Raw genomic sequence first — 17,338 nt, forward strand, 5'->3', positions numbered from 1 at the left:
ATGTGGCTCGGGCGCGGTTGCAGGATCTGCACGCCAAGCATCACCCCCGAGGCTGAATGAAGATCCCTGGATTGATGAGTACCCGATAGCCCATGTGGGAGCGAGCCTGCTCGCGATGACGGTGGCGCATTCAAAATCAATGCAAGCTGACCCACCGCTATCGCGAGCAGGCTCGCTCCCACAGGGAGTTGTGGTGAGCGCCAGATATGTGAACCCACGCCAGCACACAGAAAAAAGGCATCCATATGCCTTGTATCACCGGCATTCGGCCATGCGGGCCTTATGTGGTAGGCTTTGCCGGTTTGCACAGTGGGCGGTTGGAACCCGAATCTGCCGGTCGGCGTTCCCCGTCCCATTTGTCCGTCTCAGGAGCTCCCATGCGTTTGATCCAGATGTTCACCGCCGCCGCCATTGCGTTGGCCAGTACTGTTGCCATCGCCGACGACGCGGCCGACAAGGCTATCCGCAAGAGCCTGGAAAACCTTCAGATGGAGGTGCCGATCGAAACCATCACCGCCAGCCCCATGTCCGGCCTGTATGAAGTCAAGCTCCAGGGCAGCCGCGTGCTTTACGCCAGCGCCGACGGTCAGTACATCGTCCAGGGCAACCTGTTCGAGCTCAAGGATGGCAAGCCGGTCAACCTCACCGAGAAGACCGAACGCCAGGGCATTTCCAAGCTGATCAACGGTATTCCTGTTGCCGAAACCGTGGTTTACCCGGCGGTCGGTGAAACCAAGTCCCACATCACCGTGTTCACCGACACCACCTGCCCGTATTGCCACAAGCTGCACGCCGAAGTGCCGGAGCTGAACAAGCGCGGCATCGAAGTGCGCTATGTGGCGTTTCCGCGCCAGGGCCTGGGTTCACCGGGTGATGAGCAGTTGCAGGCGGTCTGGTGCTCCAAGGACAAAAAAGCGGCCATGGACAAGATGGTCGATGGCAAGGAAATCAAGGCCGCCAAGTGCGAAAACCCGGTTTCCAAGCAGTTCGCCCTCGGTCAGTCCATCGGTGTGAACGGTACGCCGGCCATCGTTTTGGCGGACGGCCAGGTGATTCCGGGCTACCAGCCGGCGCCACAAGTCGCCAAACTGGCCCTTGGTGCCAAATGATCATGGGCAGTGCGTTTATGAAGATCACGGCTCGGCGAAAACCTTCGTCGGGCCGTTAAACACAAAGTCGCGTTGCTGCGCGGCTGTATTTCACGGCCGACCTTGCGTCGGCCGTTTCATGGGGAGTCAAGAGTGAATCCGGTCAAAGTAGGCATCTGTGGGTTAGGTACCGTCGGTGGCGGCACCTTCAACGTACTTCAGCGCAACGCCGAGGAAATTGCTCGTCGTGCCGGGCGTGGAATCGAAGTGGCACAAATTGCCATGCGCACGCCAAAGCCTCAGTTCCAGACGACCGGTATTGCGATTACCAACGATGTCTTCGAAGTGGCCACGAACCCTGAGATCGACATCGTCATAGAGCTGATGGGCGGCTATACCGTTGCCCGCGAGCTGGTACTCAAGGCCATCGAGAATGGCAAGCATGTGGTCACCGCGAACAAGGCGCTTATCGCTGTTCACGGTAATGAGATTTTCGCCAAGGCGCGGGAAAAGGGCGTGATCGTTGCGTTCGAAGCCGCCGTGGCCGGTGGCATTCCGGTGATCAAGGCGATTCGTGAAGGCCTTTCGGCCAACCGCATCAACTGGGTCGCCGGGATCATCAACGGCACCGGGAACTTCATTCTCACCGAGATGCGCGAAAAGGGTCGCACCTTCGAAGACGTGCTCGCCGAGGCCCAGGCCCTGGGTTACGCAGAAGCCGATCCGACCTTTGACGTGGAAGGCATCGACGCGGCGCACAAGCTGACGATCCTGGCGTCTATCGCCTTTGGTATTCCGCTGCAATTCGACAAGGCCTACACCGAAGGCATCACCAAGCTGACCACCGCTGACGTGAACTACGCTGAAGCCTTGGGCTACCGCATCAAGCACCTGGGCGTAGCCCGTAGCACGGCCAGTGGCATTGAGTTGCGCGTGCACCCGACCTTGATCCCGGCCGATCGCCTGATCGCCAACGTCAACGGCGTGATGAACGCTGTGATGGTCAACGGCGACGCCGCGGGCTCCACGCTGTTCTACGGCGCTGGCGCCGGCATGGAACCGACCGCTTCCTCGGTGGTGGCCGACCTGGTGGATGTGGTGCGTGCGATGACCTCCGACCCGGAGAACCGTGTGCCGCACCTGGCTTTCCAGCCGGACTCGCTGTCGGATCATCCGATTCTTCCGATCGAAGCATGCGAAAGTGCCTACTACCTGCGTATCCAGGCCAAGGACCACCCAGGGGTACTGGCTCAGGTGGCGAGCATCCTTTCGGAGCGCGGCATCAACATCGAGTCGATCATGCAGAAGGAAGTCGAGGAACACGATGGCCTGGTGCCGATGATCCTGCTGACCCACCGAGTGGTCGAGCAGCGCATCAACGACGCGATCACCGCGTTGGAGGCTCTCCAGGGCGTCGTCGGGCCGGTGGTCCGTATCCGCGTCGAACACTTGAACTGAAGCAGCTACAAGCGACGAGCTGCACGCTACAAGTTAAAAGCAACCCCGCTTTACTTGTAGCTTTCAGCTCGTCGCTTGCAGCTCAAACCAAAGGTTTGCCCCTATGCGCTATATCAGCACCCGCGGCCAGGCACCGGCCCTGAATTTCGAAGATGTCCTGCTGGCCGGCCTGGCCACGGACGGCGGCCTCTATGTGCCGGAAAACCTGCCGCGTTTCACTCAGGAAGAGATCGCCTCCTGGGCCGGCTTGCCGTATCACGAACTGGCCTTCCGGGTCATGCGCCCGTTTGTCACCGGCAGCATCCCGGACGCCGACTTCAAGAAAATCCTGGAAGAGACCTATGGCGTCTTTTCCCACAACGCCATCGCGCCGTTGCGTCAGCTCAACGGTAACGAATGGGTGATGGAGCTGTTCCACGGCCCGACCCTGGCTTTCAAGGACTTCGCCCTGCAATTGCTCGGTCGTCTGCTGGACTACGTGCTGCAAAAGCGTGGCGAGCGTGTCGTGATTGTCGGTGCCACTTCCGGCGATACCGGTTCGGCCGCCATCGAAGGCTGCAAGCATTGCGAGAACGTCGACATCTTCATCCTGCACCCGCACAACCGTGTCTCGGAAGTGCAGCGTCGGCAGATGACGACGATTTTCGGCGATAACATCCATAACATCGCCATCGAAGGCAACTTCGATGACTGCCAGGAAATGGTCAAGGCCAGTTTTGCCGACCAGAGCTTCCTCAAAGGTACGCGGCTGGTCGCGGTGAACTCGATCAACTGGGCGCGGATCATGGCCCAGATCGTTTATTACTTCCACGCGGCCCTGCAACTGGGCGGCCCGGCCCGTTCGGTATCGTTCTCGGTGCCTACGGGTAACTTCGGCGATATCTTTGCCGGTTATCTGGCGCGCAACATGGGGCTGCCGATCAACCAGTTGATCGTCGCCACCAACCGCAACGACATCCTGCACCGCTTCATGAGCGGCAACCAGTACGTCAAGGAAACCCTGCACGCTACGCTGTCGCCGTCCATGGACATCATGGTGTCGTCGAACTTCGAGCGCTTGCTGTTCGACCTGCACGGTCGCAATGGCGCGGCAATTGCCGGCCTGATGGACAGCTTCCGGCAGGGCGGTGGTTTCAGCGTCGAGCCTGAGCGCTGGACCGAAGCGCGCAAGCTGTTTGACTCCCTGGCGGTGGATGATGCGCAAACCTGCGAGACCATTGCCGAGGTGTTCGAGCAGAGCGGTGAATTGCTCGATCCACATACGGCCATCGGTGTGAGAGCCGCTCGTGAGTGCCGTCGCAGTCTGGACATTCCGATGGTGATCCTGGGCACTGCTCATCCGGTCAAGTTTCCGGAAGCGGTGGAGAAGGCCGGTGTAGGAAAAGCGCTCGAACTACCCGCACATCTTTCTGATTTGTTTGAGCGAGATGAGCGTTGCACCGTGTTGCCCAATGACTTGAAAGCCGTGCAGGCCTTTGTCAGTCAGCATGGCAACCGCGGCAAGCCTCTCTGAGCGCTGAAACCTGTCACATTTTGAAGCCCGTCTCCTGACGGGCTTTCTTGTTTCTGCATGCCAAACTGATCGGGTTTTCGCCCTTGGAGGGACGGGCGAGTAATCTCGAAGGATATGCAGATGTTGTTTTTTATCAGACGCAAACCAGCCCTGGGCTGGATGATGGGCCTGGTCCTGGTGTTTTGGGCACTGGGGGTGGACGCCGCACAGTTGGCGACCTACGAAACGCCACCGTTCGGCCCCGGCGAACGGTTGGTGCTGGATCCGCAGGAATTGAAATGGATCGAGCAAAACCCGCAGGTCATCGTGGCCTCGATGCAGTTTCCGTTGTACCTGTTCAAGAATGAGCATGGGCAGTGGAACGGCCTGAACAACGACATTCTCCAGCGTATTGCGCGCATGACAGGCCTTGAGTTTGTGCATCGGGAGTCGTTCTCCCCTGAACAATTGCTGGCGATGTTGGAAAACGCAGAGGCCGACATGACGACCACGCTGGCGATGAACGACGAACGCAGGGATTTTCTGAGCTTCAGCCACGCCTTTGGCGGTTCCGGCTGGGTATTCGTAGGGCGCGACGGGGAGTCCGTCCCCGATTCGCTGGAGCAGCTCAATGGCAAGATCCTGGCATTGCCGGCACGGCATGCATTGGAGGCGCAGATCCGGCGCGACTACCCGGCCATCGAGTTGCGCACGGTCAAGACTTACGGGGAAGCGAGGGCCCTGGTGGAGAGCCGGGAGGCCCACGCCACCATTGAAAACGAAACCGGGGTGCACCTTTATCCGGCGGGACAATTGCGTGTAGGAAGAAGTCTGGAGGGCAAGTGGGAGCCGGACTATCTGGCTGTACGTCAGGATCTGCTCCCATTGCTGAGTATTCTGAACAAGGCGCTGGAAGCTTTTCCGGCCGAAGAAATGCGGGCGCTGCGTTCCAAATGGATGGCCGGTATCGCCCCTGGCCAGGCGCCATCGGTCTGGTTGCGGATTTCCCGCTGGGGTTATTGGTGTGTGACGGTGGTCGTGTTGTTCGCTCTGCTGTCCCTGCTCTGGAACCGCCGCCTGCAGATACAAATCGACCAGCGCCTCAAGGCCGAGGCTGTCCTCAATGATCAGTTGATGCTCCAGAGGGCCTTGATGGATGCCATTCCCGATCCGATCTTCATTCGTGACCTGGAAGGGCGCCTGATCATGTGCAACAAGAGTTACGAAGAGCAGTTCGCGACGCGCTTTGAAAAGTTGCGGGGGACCCGGCTGACGGATTCCGCGGTGTTCCCGCCGGCGACTGCCGAGCTGCTGCATGGAGAGGTCATGGAGCAACTGCGAACCGGCCAGTCCCGGTTCGTCGATCGTCAACTGATGTTCAGGAGTGGATTACGCAAAATCTATCATTGGTCGGTGCCTTTTTATGGGGCCGATGGGCAGTTGCGCGGTTTGCTGGGAGGCTGGATCGATGTCGGGCGCCGGTGGAACCGCGCTGAGCCATTGCTGGCTTGACGCAACCGGCTCGCGAGAAAATTCCCTCAAGCGGTAGCTGTTGTTTGCCTGTCATATTGGACGCGCATGCTCGGTTCAACGGCTTCGAGGTGTACCGGCTCGGTATGCGAACGAACTTTCTGCTGCGGCCCACGGTCATTTACTGTGAACAAGCAGTTGTTTTCGGACTATTGAAGGGTGAGCGAATGGAAAGTATCAGCCTATTGCTGGGTGAGGCTTTGAGCCCGTATCAGGTGACGCTGACTCCCTCTGGCGCCAGGGGCGAGTGTCTGGTAACGCTGAAGAATGCCTCCGGGGCCATCATGGTCGAACGCATGTTCAACCAAGCGCAATTGACCGACAGACGCCAACTGACGGACGTGGTCGATGGCCTGCACCGCGACGTGCTGATTGCCGAGGGCCGGCTTGAGCCCTGTGTGATCGCGGCGCTGCGTAATCTGGCACGTGACAAGGTGATGGCTCTCCCGAATTGAACACTATTTCGTGGGAACCTTCCTACGTCCTGATGAGTCAGACCCTTTACCAGCAAGATCAAGCATTGTGCTCCGGTGCTTGTCGCTTGTTGTACGGACCTGAATGGTCGCGTTTAACCCCGAGTTGTCTCCCCACTTCTCGGGGTTTCTTTTTGCCCGGCGTTTAAGGTTTTAGCGTGCTCTGGCGCTGAGCGATGCCGCTCCCACAGTTGATCTTCAGTGGCCACAGACTTTCGTTCACCGCATCAAATGGCACCGTCGATGCGCAGTTGGGCGATCTGCTGTGCATCATAGCCAAGCTCGCCTAGCACTTGGGCATTGTGCTCACCCAGCGTCGGTCCCACCCATTCAGAGCTGCCCGGGGTGTCGGAGAGTTTCGGGACGATGCCCGGCATCTTGAACGCCTTGCCGTCCGGCAGCTTGGCCTGGAGAAACATTTCCCGGGCCAGGAACTGCGGATCGCTGAACATATCTTCGGCGCTGAAAATCCGGCTGGCCGGCACTCCCGCCTGGTTCAAATGCTCGATAACAGTATCGAGCGGGAGTGAATTGACCCAGCGATCAATGACCCCGTACAGCTCATCGCGGCGGCTGTCGCGCCCGTCATTGCTGGCCAGTTGCGGGTCATTGGCCAGATCCTCACGACCGATGACCTGCATGAAGCGCTTGAAGATCGCGTCGCCGTTGGCGCCAATCTGCACGTGCTTGCCATCGGCACTGGTGTGGATAGACGACGGGGTGATGCCGGGCATGATGTTGCCGGTGCGCTCACGGATGAAACCGAACACATCGAACTCCGGCACCATGCTTTCCATCATGGCGAAAATCGCCTCGTACAGCGCCACATCCACCACTTGCCCGGTTCCGCCGTTGACCTCGCGATGACGCAGCGCCATCAGTGCGCCAATCACGCCCCAGAGGGCGGCAATCGAATCGCCGATGGATATGCCGGTGCGCACCGGTGGCCGGTCTTCGAACCCGGTGATGTAACGCAGGCCGCCCATGGACTCGCCCACTGCGCCAAACCCGGGCTGATCTTTCATCGGCCCGGTCTGACCGAAGCCCGAGAGCCGCACCATGACCAGCTTCGGGTTCAGCGCATGCAATACATCCCAACCCAGGCCGAGCTTTTCCAACACGCCGGGGCGAAAATTCTCGATCAGGATGTCGGCTTCGCCGATCAGCTTTTTCAGAATCGCCAGACCTTCGGGGTGCTTGAGGTTCAGGGTCAGGGATTTCTTGTTCCGCGCCTGGACGAACCACCACAAGGACGTGCCTTCATACAGCTTGCGCCATTTACGTAACGGGTCGCCGCCATCGGGCGATTCGACCTTGATCACCTCGGCACCGAATTCACCGCAGATCCGCGAGGCAAAAGGTCCGGCGATCAAGGTGCCGAGTTCGATGACTTTGACGCCCGCAAGGGGTTTGGCAGTAAGCGACATGACGGATCCTGTAGAACAAAGGCAGAACGAAAGAGCGTTTTATCATAGGCCGGCGTCAGTCGCCGCAGGTTGATGGTCGGCAATTCGTGGAATGCCCGCCTCATCGGTTAGACTTGCCGCCTTTCCTCGTATCAAGAAGCCCGTTCATGGCCCAGCCGTCCACGACCTATAAGTTTGAACTGAACCTCACCGACCTCGACCGCAGTGTGTACGAGAACGTGAAGCAGACCATCGCCCGTCATCCTTCGGAAACCGAAGAACGCATGACCGTGCGCCTGTTGGCCTACGCTTTCTGGTACAACGAGCTGCTGGCATTTGGCCGAGGTCTGTCGGATGTCGATGAACCTGCGCTGTGGGAAAAAAGCCTGGATGACCGTGTGCTGCACTGGATCGAAGTGGGCCAACCCGACGCCGACCGCCTGACCTGGTGCTCGCGACGCACTGAACGCACGAGCCTGCTGGCCTACGGCAGCCTGCGAGTCTGGGAAGGCAAGGTGATCCCGGCGGTAAAGAACCTCAAGAACGTCAACATCGCCGCCGTGCCCCAGGAAGTGCTGGAGACGCTCGCTAAGGACATGCCCCGCGTGATCAAGTGGGATGTGATGATCAGCGAGGGGACGATTTTCGTGACCGATGATCGCGGCCAGCATGAAGTCCAGTTGCAATGGTTGCTGGGTGAGCGCGGCTGAGCCATTGACCCGGTATTGAGTGAGCCATTGTGGGAGCGGGCTTGCTCGCGAAGGCGGCAGATCAGTTTGCATTGATGTTGAATGTGCCGCCGCTTTCGCGAGCAAGCCCGCTCCCACCCAAGCTTTCCTTGCCACAACCTTCACGATTTCCAGAGAAAACTTTGTCACCCCATGCGCATAGAACCCCGCCAGCTACCCGACACCCTGCCATTCCTCGGTGACTTGCCACCCCTGTTGACGCGCCTGTATGCGGCCCGTGGCGTGCAGTCCGAGGCTGAACTGGACAAGAGCCTGGCGCGCTTGATTCCTTATCAGCAACTCAAGGGTATCGACGCGGCCGTGGATCTGTTGGTGGTGGCGCTGGAGCAGCGCCAGCGCATCCTGATCGTCGGCGACTTCGATGCCGACGGGGCGACAGCCAGCACGGTGGGCATGTTGGGCCTGCGTTTGCTCGGTGCGGCCCATGTCGATTATCTGGTACCCAATCGCTTCGAGTACGGCTACGGACTGACCCCGGAAATTGTCGAGGTCGCCCTGACCCGTGAGCCGCAGTTGCTGATCACCGTGGACAACGGCATTTCCAGTGTCGAAGGTGTGGCAGCGGCGAAAGCGGCGGGGCTCAAGGTGCTGGTTACCGACCACCATTTGCCGGGCCTCGAACTGCCGGCGGCCGACGCTATCGTCAACCCGAACCAGCCAGGCTGTGAGTTCCCGAGCAAGGCATTGGCCGGTGTCGGTGTGATCTTTTATGTGCTGATGGCCTTGCGGGCGCGTCTGCGCAGCCTGGGCCGGTACGCCAGCAGCCCCCAGCCAAACATCGGCGAACTGCTGGATCTGGTGGCACTGGGCAGCGTGGCGGATGTGGTGCCCCTGGACGCCAACAACCGGATCCTGGTGCATCAGGGCCTGGAACGCATTCGTGCAGGGCGCGCCCGACCCGGCATCAAGGCGATCCTGGAAGTGGCCAGGCGCGATCATTCTCGTATCACTTCCACGGACCTCGGGTTTATCCTCGGCCCGCGCCTGAACGCAGCCGGGCGTCTGGACGACATGAGCCTGGGCATCGAATGCCTGCTCACTGACGATCCGGCCTTGGCGCGGGAGATGGCGGCGCAACTGGACGGCATGAACCAGGATCGCAAATCCATCGAACAGGGCATGCAGCGTGAAGCGCTGGCCCAGCTCAAGGACTTGCCGGTGGAGTCCATGCCGTTCGGTCTATGTCTGTTCGATCCTCAGTGGCACCAGGGCGTTATCGGGATCCTCGCCTCGCGGATGAAGGAGCGGTATTTCCGCCCGACCATTGCTTTTGCCGATGCCGGAGACGGCCTGCTCAAGGGCTCGGGGCGCTCGGTGCCGGGTTTTCATATTCGTGATGCCCTGAGTGTGGTGGCGGCGCAACATCCAACGCTGATCAGCAAGTATGGCGGTCACGCCATGGCGGCGGGCCTGACGTTGGCGCAAGAGAATTTTCCACTGTTCGCCGAGGCGTTCGACGCTGAAGTGCGCCGCCAATTGCGCGAAGAAGACCTGACCGGGCGCCTGTTGTCGGACGGCACCCTGGCGGTGGAAGAGTTTCACCTGGAGCTGGCTCGGGCGCTGCGTCACGCCGGGCCCTGGGGCCAGCATTTCCCGGAGCCGATGTTTCACGGTGTGTTCCAGTTGGTCGAACAGCGCGTGGTGGGCGAACGGCACCTCAAGGTCGTCCTCAAAAGCGAATGCGGCTCGGTGAAACTGGACGGTATCGCCTTCGGCATCGACCGCGATATCTGGCCAAACCCCACCGTGCGCTGGGTGGAACTGGCCTACAAACTCGACCTCAACGAGTTTCGCGGCCAGGAAACGGTGCAGTTGATGATTGCCCATATCGAACCGCGGTAGACACGCCGCCATCTTGCGTTCGTACTCTGTGGCGAGGGAGCTTGCTCCCGCTGGACGCGCCAGCGTCCCCTTGCGATGTGATGGCTGCAATGCCGGGGCTGCTTCGCAGCCCAGCGGGAGCAAGTTCCCTCGCCACAGGGGTACACCATTGCGTCACACCGTCGATTTTTAAGTTCTGAACCCTCCCGCCTCCCAGGTTGTCGACTAGGCTCTAAGCACTGCTTGATAGCCCTTGTGACGTCTTGTCGGATTTCTTTGCCCGCGGGGGCGGGTGTTGCACCTTTTGTCACTCGTCGACTTTTCAAACAGAACCCTGGAGCCTGCCCAATGATTCGAGAGGTGCCCCATGAGTCTGCTGCTGGAACCCTATACCCTTCGCCAATTGACCCTGCCCAATCGCATCGCGGTGTCGCCGATGTGCCAGTATTCGAGCGCCGATGGCCTGGCCAATGACTGGCACCTGGTACACCTCGGCAGCCGCGCCGTGGGCGGTGCCGGCCTGGTGTTCACCGAAGCCACTGCCGTCACTGCCGACGGTCGCATTACTGATCAGGACCTGGGGTTGTGGAACGATGAACAGATCGGCCCCCTGCAACGCATCACCCGCTTCATCACCGCCCAAGGGGCCGTGCCCGGCATTCAACTGGCCCACGCCGGACGCAAGGCCAGCACCTGGCGACCCTGGCTCGGCAAGCATGGCAGCGTAAAACCGGAGGAGGGCGGCTGGGTTCCGGTCGGCCCGTCGCCGATTGCCTTCGATCCGCAGCACACCCAGCCGATCCAACTGGACGAGGGGCAGATTGCCGGTGTCATCCAGGCGTTCGTGGAGGCGGCCAAACGTAGCCTGACGGCCGGGTTCAAAGTCGTGGAAGTCCATGCAGCCCACGGTTATCTGCTGCATCAATTCCTGTCTCCCTTGAGCAATCAGCGGCGCGATCAATACGGCGGCTCGTTCGAGAATCGCATCCGGCTGGTGCTGCAAGTGACCGAAGCGGTCCGGGCGGTATGGCCTGAGGAATTGCCGGTGTTCGTGCGCGTATCGGCCACCGACTGGGTCGAGGATGGCTGGAACCCGGATGAAACCGTGGAGCTGGCGCGGCGATTCAGGGCGCTGGGGGTGGACCTGATCGATGTGTCATCGGGCGGCACCGCTGTGAATGCGGAAATTCCCACCGGTCCGGGGTATCAGACGCGCTTTGCCGAACGGGTGCGCAAGGAGTCGGAAATCGCCACCGGCACTGTCGGCATGATTACCGAACCGGCCCAGGCCGAGCACATCTTGCGGACCTGCCAGGCCGACATCATTTTCCTGGCCCGCGAACTGTTGCGTGATCCGTACTGGGCGTTGCATGCCGATGATGACCTGGGGGGCCGCAAGGCCACGTGGCCAGCGCAGTATCAGAGAGCCACGCATCGGGACCAGCCGATTCATGAGTCGGATTTGCGCGATTAAGGGTTAGCTTGAAACAAAAAGCCCCGGTCGTTTTGGCCGGGGCTTTTGTTTATTTGGCTGGATGGTACGGCGTCTGTACGTGCCTCATCGCGAGCAGGCTCGCTCCCACAGTGGATTGGTGTTGTTCACAGAATTTGTGATCCACACCCCACCCTGTGGGAGCGAGCCTGCTCGCGATGGCGTCATCCCTGACGCGCAAGGATCAAGGGTATTTACGCTTATCCGGCGCCGGCGGGAAGTACTGGTACAGCCAGGTCTCGCTCAAGGTCCGGTCATTGGTGCGCAGGAACAGGCGCATCTCCACCGGGTCCACGCGGTCGTCGGTCGGGTACCAGTCGAAGGTGATGCGGTAACCCTTGATCGCATCGAGCACCAGCACGTTGAAGTCCTTCACCTCGCCGTGGGAGCAGGTCACTACCGGTTCGATACCGGTGCCAGGGGGGAGCTGGTCGAGGCCGCCGCCGTTGAAGTCCACGGCAAAACGTCGGGCCCAGACGGTGGGGTAGTGCTCGCCCGGTGCCCAGCCTTCGATGAAGCCGCCCATGCCTGAACGGGTCGCGTTGACCTGGGCCAGCTCGGTGCTCACCGGTGGCAAGGCGCTCCAATAGAGCTTGTAGCCGTAGTTCAGCGATTCACCGGCAGCGACCGGCTTCTTCGGCGTCCAGAATGCGACGATGTTGTCCAGGGTTTCACCGGTCGTAGGAATTTCCAGCAGATCGACCGAGCCTTCGCCCCAGGCCGTTGTCGGTTCGACCCACAGGCTCGGGCGCTTGCTGTACCAGTCCACGGTGTCCTGGTAGCTGGCGAAGTCGTGATCGGTCTGCACCAGGCCGAAGCCTTTGGGGTTGTTGTCGGCGAAGGCGTTGAACTGCAGGGTGGCGGGGTTGTTCAGCGGGCGACAAACCCACTCGCCATTGCCGCGCCACATCGCCAGTCGGTCGGAATCGTGAATTTGCGGGTGGATGGTGTCGCACATGCGCCGCTCAACGGTGCCACAGCTGAACATACTGGTCATCGGCGCGATGCCCAATTGCTCGATGGCGGTACGGGCATTGATGTGCGCATCGATTTCCATCACGACGCGGGTGGGCTGACAATCGATGTCAAAACGATAGGCGCCGGTGGCGCTGGGCGAGTCGAGCAGGGCGTAGACCACGAAACGGGTACTGTTCTTGTCCGGGATTTCGAACCAGAACTTGGTGAAGTCCGGGAATTCCTCACGCTTCTTGGCGTAAGTGTCGATGGCCAGGCCCCGGGCCGATAATCCGTACTGGCCGGTGTTGTCCACGGCGCGGAAATAACTGGCCCCCAGAAACGAAACGATATCGTGCCGGTCCAGCTCCGGCGCCTTGAACACCCTGAACCCTGAGAAGCCCAGGTCACCGGTCAACTGCGAAGTGTTGACCGTGGTTTTCTCATAGTTGAACAACTCCGGGCGGAAGTGCACTTCACGGGCCATGCGGGTCTTGGCATCGACACTGTACATGCGCACCGGTTGCTTGAAGCCCATGCCGACGTGGAAAAACTGCACGTCCAGTTGACCGTCCAGCTCCTTCCACAGCGAGTGGTTGGCGTCGTAGCGGATGGCGTTGAATTGCAGCGGGGACATCATCGCCAGTGTCGGCGGCAAAACTTGCTTGGTGTCGACGTAACGGCTCTTGGCCAGTTCCCGGGCCTGTTCTTTCAACCCATTGAAATCGAAAGGACGGGCCTCGCCGTCGGCGGTCCGGTCAGCAGCCCAGGCGCGTGCGGCCATAAGCCCTGAGGCCGAAAGCCCGGTGTAGGCAGCGAAAGCCATGGACGCCTTGAGCAGATTCCTGCGGTGCATAAATACAACCTTTCTGGAAACAATCCCGAGCCTTTCCTGGCAACAGAGACTGGTAAAGAAGTTCGGACATGCCTTTGGCCAAACGCGACGGACGTTAGAACAGATACCTGAGAGCTGGATCGGTTCACCGAGGCGCAAAATCATAGGGGATACGTGGCACGGGAGAGAGAGGAAAGCGTGGTTTAGTTAAATTTCCTTACAGATATTTCCTTTTTTAACGGGTAACTCTGCATTTTTTGACTAATTACTCTAAAACTCCCTGTTCACGGTGTGAATCCTCCCTATCCTTTAGCGTGATAGAGGTTGAACCCGCGGATTCAGCAGGTGCTATCGGTCAATTCGACGTACAGAAGGACAAGGCTCAATGACAAAAATACAGGGCATCACCCAATTGCTGGGGATCCTTCCATGCTTGACGAGCGCGCGCCGGACCCGGCCGCTCAGCATGGACGAACTAAGACTGGTGGAACGCTATCGCGAACTGTCGGAAAACGACCGGATCGCCATGCGTTGCCTGATGGATGCGATGCGCAGTGTTTCGAGGTTTTGAATGAGTGCGGATCTGCTCGTAGAGAGCTCGGATTGCGCCTTTATCCATCTTTCTGGTTTCACATCAGCCAGTAGGAGGCGGGAAAAATAACGTGCTGGCCGATTTTTTTATCGGTGCCCATGCGGCTGTGAATGGCCTGCCTTTGCTCACTCGTGATGCCAAACGCTACCGAAGTTATTTTCCCTCAGTGGCGTTGGTAGTGCCGTCATGACACTTGAACCGCCACGACCAGACTCTGCCGTCCGGCCGTGGTAGTCGTTCTTTGGTTCAATGCTTGAACATCACATGCCGCACTACTGTGTAGTCCTCCAGTCCATACATCGACATGTCCTTGCCATAACCGGAACGTTTCTGACCGCCATGGGGCATTTCGCTGACGAGCATGAAGTGGGTGTTCACCCAGGTGCAGCCATATTGCAGGCGTGCCGCCAAGCGATGGGCGCGGCCGATGTCGGCGGTCCAGACTGAAGACGCCAGGCCGTAGTCCGAGTCGTTGGCCCAGGCCAGCACCTGCGCTTCGTCGATGAACGGCGTGACGGACACCACCGGCCCAAAAACCTCGCGGCGCACGATTTCGTCGTCCTGCTGGGCGTCGGCCAATACCGTTGGTTCAAAGAAGAATCCGTTGCCCTCCACGGCCTTGCCACCGGTAATCAGGCGAATATGCGACTGGGCGATGGCCCGTTCGACAAAGCCGGCAACGCGGTCGCGGTGCTGGGCTGTGATCAGCGGACCCATCTCGGTGTCCGGGGCGGTTTGCAGACCGTATTTGATGCTGGCCACCGCCGCACCGAGTTTCTCGACGAACCTGTCGTAGATGCCTTGTTGGGCGTAAATGCGGCAGGCAGCGGTGCAGTCCTGGCCGGCATTGTAGAAACCGAAGGTGCGGATGCCTTCCACGGCTGCGTCAATGTCGGCATCGTCGAAAATGATCACCGGGGCCTTGCCGCCCAGTTCCATGTGGGTGCGTTTGACGCTGTCGGCGGTGCTGGAAATGATGTTCGCGCCTGTGGCGATGGAGCCGGTCAGCGAAACCATGCGCACCTTTGCGTGAGTGACCAACGGTTGCCCGACCGTCTGACCACGACCGAACAGCACGTTGAGTACACCCGCGGGGAAAATTTCCGACGCCAGTTCCGCCAGCCGCAACGCCGTCAGTGGAGTCTGCTCCGAGGGTTTGAGCACTACGGTGTTACCGGCGGCCAGGGCTGGGGCGATTTTCCAGGCGACCATCATCAACGGGTAATTCCACGGCGCGATGGAGGCGATCACGCCCACCGGATCGCGGCGGATCATCGACGTGTGCCCCGGCAGGTATTCGCCACCCGCCGAGCCGCTCATGCAACGGCTGGCGCCGGCAAAGAAACGGAACACGTCGGCAATTGCCGGGATCTCGTCGTTCAGCACGGCGTTCAAAGGTTTGCCGCAATTGTCCGATTCGAGCCTGGCCAGTTCTTCGCCGTGGGCTTCGATGGTGTCGGCCAGCTTGAGCAGGAGCAGGGAGCGGTCCTTGGGCGATACCTGGGACCAGCTTTGGAAGGCACTGTCGGCCGCGCGCACGGCGGCATCGACCTGAGCTTCGCTGGCTTCGTTGATTTCCACCAGCACCCGGCCCAGCGCGGGGTTGAACACGGCCTGGCCGGGCCCGTCGCCGTTCACCAGGTGACCATTGATCAGCAGTTTGGTTTGCATGTCCAAGCCCTCGTCAAAGCTGTTTTTGCTGCGGTTTTTCAGTTGATTCGAGTCTATATCGTTTTATCGGGTTCGCCGCAGCCACAGGAAAATTGGCAAGCAACATCTCGAAGCACTCTCACCGACAGACTCGGGCACTTTCGAACTAGGCTGATTGCCTTAATGATCCGGTTACCCGAATGCGTGGAGGCAGCAAATGAACACCCGTGGATTGCTCGATCAGCTTCTCAAGTCCGGTCAGGAAATGTTGCAGAACAAGGCTGGCGGCTCCCAAGGCAAGTCATCCGGCGGCCTGGGCGGTTTGCTCGGCGGTGGTGCTGGCAATTTGGGCGGGATGCTCTCCGGCGCGGGTGGCGGGGCGCTGGCCGCCGGAGCCATGGGCCTGTTGCTGGGCAACAAGAAGGCTCGCCAGTTTGGCGGCAAGGCCCTGACCTATGGTGGTCTGGCGGCATTGGGCGTGATCGCCTACAAGGCCTATGGCAATTGGCAAGCCCAGCAGGGCAGTGCGCCGAAAACTGAACCGCAGACGCTGGATCGTCTTCCCCCGGCCCAGGTCGAGCAGCACAGCCAGGCGATCCTCACGGCCCTGGTGGCGGCGGCCAAGGCCGATGGCCACGTCGACGAGCGTGAAAAGCAGTTGATCGAAGGTGAGTTCACCAAGCTCGACAACGATCAGGAGCTGCAACACTGGCTGCACGCCGAGCTCAACAAACCCCTGGACCCCGCCGATGTCGCCCGGGCCGCCAGCACGCCGGAAATGGCCGCCGAGATGTACATCGCCAGTGTGATGCTGGTGGATGAGGAAAACTTCATGGAGAAATCCTACCTCGATGAACTGGCGCGCCAGCTCAAGCTGGAGCCGGGGTTGAAGACTGAGCTGGAGAAGCAGGTACGTCAGGCCGCTCTTTGAGCCAGGCCTGACCCCAAGGTAAATATCACCCCCTGTGGGAGCGAGCCTGCTCGCGATAGCGGTTTGTCAGTCGACACCATTATTGACTGATGCATCGCAATCGCGAGCAGGTTCGCTCCCATAGAACTTTTGCATCGACTGCCACATTGATGCCTGGCTTGAGCTGTTTGAACAGCTGAGCGAATCACCAAACTCCTTCCTCACCGCCATACAGCCGCAACGTCGCCCTCGGCTATACTCCCCAGCATTTCAAAATGCCCGAGGTTGTACTGTGAAGAACTGGACGTTGCGCCAACGCATCCTGGCGAGTTTTGCGGTGATCATCGCCATCATGCTGCTGATGGTGGTCGTCACGTATTCGCGGTTATTGAGGATCGAGGCCAGCGAAGAAAAAGTACGCGTCTACGCGGTGCCGGGGGTGTATTACAGTTCCATGATTCGCGGTGGCTGGGTCGACAGCTACGTCAAGACCCAGCAGATCGTCGGCCTCTCGGGCCAGCGGGAAATCACTGCCGAGGACAAGGCCCTCTACCAGGGCTACGAGCAGCATCTGCGCGAGGAAATCCAGCACTATCAAAAGCTGATCCAGGACCCTGCCGACCAAGTCTCCTTCGACGAATTCGAGGTCAATCATCAGGACTTCAACAAGGCCCTGGCGAAGGTTCTGGACCTGTATGAACGCAAGGATTTCGAAGGGGCACAGCTGGCGCTGGAGAAAGAGCTGACGCCGGCATGGCTCGACGGTCGCGGGCATTTGAACCAGATCATCGAACGCAACCGGGAGCTGGCGGAAAAAGCCGCCCTGACCATCAGTCAGTCGGTAACCGCCGCTGAAGTTGCCATGGGGCTGTCGTTTCTCGTGGCGGT

The 17,338-nt window shown here is 59.9% G+C and carries 14 protein-coding genes; 11 read left to right on the forward strand and 3 right to left on the reverse strand.

Annotation, left to right across the window (positions count from 1 at the left end; translation table 11 throughout):
• Window positions 1-377 precede the first annotated feature (377 nt).
• From dsbC to GSM73_RS03745, 5 genes are all read left to right on the forward strand, one after another.
• Entirely contained in the window at window positions 378-1,109 is a 732-nt protein-coding gene (dsbC, locus tag GSM73_RS03725; RefSeq protein WP_076386216.1) for a bifunctional protein-disulfide isomerase/oxidoreductase DsbC, read from the forward strand.
• A gap of 132 nt (window positions 1,110-1,241) precedes the next feature.
• Window positions 1,242-2,546 carry a homoserine dehydrogenase gene (locus GSM73_RS03730; protein WP_047227506.1) on the forward strand — a complete coding sequence of 435 codons (1,305 nt, stop codon included), beginning with the start codon at window positions 1,242-1,244 and terminating at the stop codon, window positions 2,544-2,546.
• Window positions 2,547-2,649: 103 nt separating this feature from the next.
• Window positions 2,650-4,059: a threonine synthase gene (gene thrC / locus GSM73_RS03735; protein WP_047227507.1), complete on the forward strand. Its 1,410-nt coding sequence runs from the start codon at window positions 2,650-2,652 to the stop codon at window positions 4,057-4,059.
• Window positions 4,060-4,179: 120 nt separating this feature from the next.
• The gene (locus GSM73_RS03740; RefSeq protein WP_047227508.1) at window positions 4,180-5,550 is read left to right on the forward strand and encodes a transporter substrate-binding domain-containing protein; all 1,371 of its coding nucleotides are present in this window, start codon (window positions 4,180-4,182) and stop codon (window positions 5,548-5,550) included.
• A gap of 185 nt (window positions 5,551-5,735) precedes the next feature.
• The gene (locus tag GSM73_RS03745; protein WP_047227509.1) at window positions 5,736-6,023 is read left to right on the forward strand and encodes a DUF3509 domain-containing protein; all 288 of its coding nucleotides are present in this window, start codon (window positions 5,736-5,738) and stop codon (window positions 6,021-6,023) included.
• Window positions 6,024-6,268: 245 nt separating this feature from the next.
• On the opposite strand, the gene GSM73_RS03750 is transcribed toward GSM73_RS03745, so the two are convergent.
• Window positions 6,269-7,468 (reverse strand): CaiB/BaiF CoA-transferase family protein, encoded by a 1,200-nt coding sequence (locus GSM73_RS03750; RefSeq protein WP_076386213.1) that lies wholly within the window; start codon window positions 7,466-7,468, stop codon window positions 6,269-6,271.
• 146 nt (window positions 7,469-7,614) lie between these two features.
• Between GSM73_RS03750 and GSM73_RS03755 the strand changes: the two genes are divergently transcribed.
• The 3 genes from GSM73_RS03755 (at window position 7,615) to GSM73_RS03765 (ending at window position 11,491) form a co-directional block, all read left to right on the forward strand.
• Complete coding sequence (locus GSM73_RS03755; protein ID WP_047227511.1) at window positions 7,615-8,157, forward strand: YaeQ family protein; 543 nt, start codon at window positions 7,615-7,617, stop codon at window positions 8,155-8,157.
• A 171-nt stretch (window positions 8,158-8,328) separates the two neighbouring features.
• Entirely contained in the window at window positions 8,329-10,038 is a 1,710-nt protein-coding gene (gene recJ / locus GSM73_RS03760) for a single-stranded-DNA-specific exonuclease RecJ (RefSeq protein WP_047227512.1), read from the forward strand.
• Between the two features lie 346 nt (window positions 10,039-10,384).
• Window positions 10,385-11,491, forward strand: a complete 1,107-nt coding sequence (locus GSM73_RS03765; RefSeq protein ID WP_047227513.1) for an NADH:flavin oxidoreductase/NADH oxidase — start codon at window positions 10,385-10,387, stop codon at window positions 11,489-11,491.
• A gap of 202 nt (window positions 11,492-11,693) precedes the next feature.
• Here the strand turns inward: GSM73_RS03765 and GSM73_RS03770 are convergent, their stop codons facing one another.
• Window positions 11,694-13,319, reverse strand: coding sequence for a glucan biosynthesis protein D (locus tag GSM73_RS03770; protein ID WP_047227514.1), 1,626 nt, complete (start codon window positions 13,317-13,319; stop codon window positions 11,694-11,696).
• A gap of 364 nt (window positions 13,320-13,683) precedes the next feature.
• Between GSM73_RS03770 and GSM73_RS03775 the strand changes: the two genes are divergently transcribed.
• Window positions 13,684-13,869: a hypothetical protein gene (locus tag GSM73_RS03775; protein WP_047227515.1), complete on the forward strand. Its 186-nt coding sequence runs from the start codon at window positions 13,684-13,686 to the stop codon at window positions 13,867-13,869.
• 267 nt (window positions 13,870-14,136) lie between these two features.
• On the opposite strand, the gene GSM73_RS03780 is transcribed toward GSM73_RS03775, so the two are convergent.
• Window positions 14,137-15,561, reverse strand: coding sequence for a gamma-aminobutyraldehyde dehydrogenase (locus GSM73_RS03780; protein ID WP_160891622.1), 1,425 nt, complete (start codon window positions 15,559-15,561; stop codon window positions 14,137-14,139).
• Between the two features lie 196 nt (window positions 15,562-15,757).
• Here GSM73_RS03780 and GSM73_RS03785 point away from each other — a divergent pair, with 196 nt between their 5' ends.
• On the forward strand, window positions 15,758-16,471 hold the full coding sequence (locus tag GSM73_RS03785) for a tellurite resistance TerB family protein (protein ID WP_160891624.1): 714 nt from the start codon (window positions 15,758-15,760) through the stop codon (window positions 16,469-16,471).
• A gap of 271 nt (window positions 16,472-16,742) precedes the next feature.
• Window positions 16,743-17,338: MCP four helix bundle domain-containing protein (locus GSM73_RS26835; RefSeq protein ID WP_372241358.1), on the forward strand; the 596-nt coding region annotated here is incomplete at its 3' end.

The organism is Pseudomonas sp. PICF6, assembly GCF_009831705.1.
Lineage (GTDB): Bacteria > Pseudomonadota > Gammaproteobacteria > Pseudomonadales > Pseudomonadaceae > Aquipseudomonas > Aquipseudomonas rhizophila.

Excerpts from the sequence above, each read along its gene's own strand:
- GSM73_RS03755 (WP_047227511.1), top strand. The coding sequence starts at position 7,615 with ATGGCCCAGCCGTCCACGACCTATAAGTTTGAACTGAACCTCACCGAC.
- GSM73_RS03750 (WP_076386213.1), bottom strand. The coding sequence starts at position 7,468 with ATGTCGCTTACTGCCAAACCCCTTGCGGGCGTCAAAGTCATCGAACTC.
- GSM73_RS03765 (WP_047227513.1), top strand. The coding sequence starts at position 10,385 with ATGAGTCTGCTGCTGGAACCCTATACCCTTCGCCAATTGACCCTGCCC.
- GSM73_RS03745 (WP_047227509.1), top strand. The coding sequence starts at position 5,736 with ATGGAAAGTATCAGCCTATTGCTGGGTGAGGCTTTGAGCCCGTATCAG.
- recJ (WP_047227512.1), top strand. The coding sequence starts at position 8,329 with ATGCGCATAGAACCCCGCCAGCTACCCGACACCCTGCCATTCCTCGGT.
- GSM73_RS03785 (WP_160891624.1), top strand. The coding sequence starts at position 15,758 with ATGAACACCCGTGGATTGCTCGATCAGCTTCTCAAGTCCGGTCAGGAA.
- dsbC (WP_076386216.1), top strand. The coding sequence starts at position 378 with ATGCGTTTGATCCAGATGTTCACCGCCGCCGCCATTGCGTTGGCCAGT.
- GSM73_RS03780 (WP_160891622.1), bottom strand. The coding sequence starts at position 15,561 with ATGCAAACCAAACTGCTGATCAATGGTCACCTGGTGAACGGCGACGGG.
- GSM73_RS03740 (WP_047227508.1), top strand. The coding sequence starts at position 4,180 with ATGTTGTTTTTTATCAGACGCAAACCAGCCCTGGGCTGGATGATGGGC.
- GSM73_RS03770 (WP_047227514.1), bottom strand. The coding sequence starts at position 13,319 with ATGCACCGCAGGAATCTGCTCAAGGCGTCCATGGCTTTCGCTGCCTAC.
- GSM73_RS03775 (WP_047227515.1), top strand. The coding sequence starts at position 13,684 with ATGACAAAAATACAGGGCATCACCCAATTGCTGGGGATCCTTCCATGC.
- thrC (WP_047227507.1), top strand. The coding sequence starts at position 2,650 with ATGCGCTATATCAGCACCCGCGGCCAGGCACCGGCCCTGAATTTCGAA.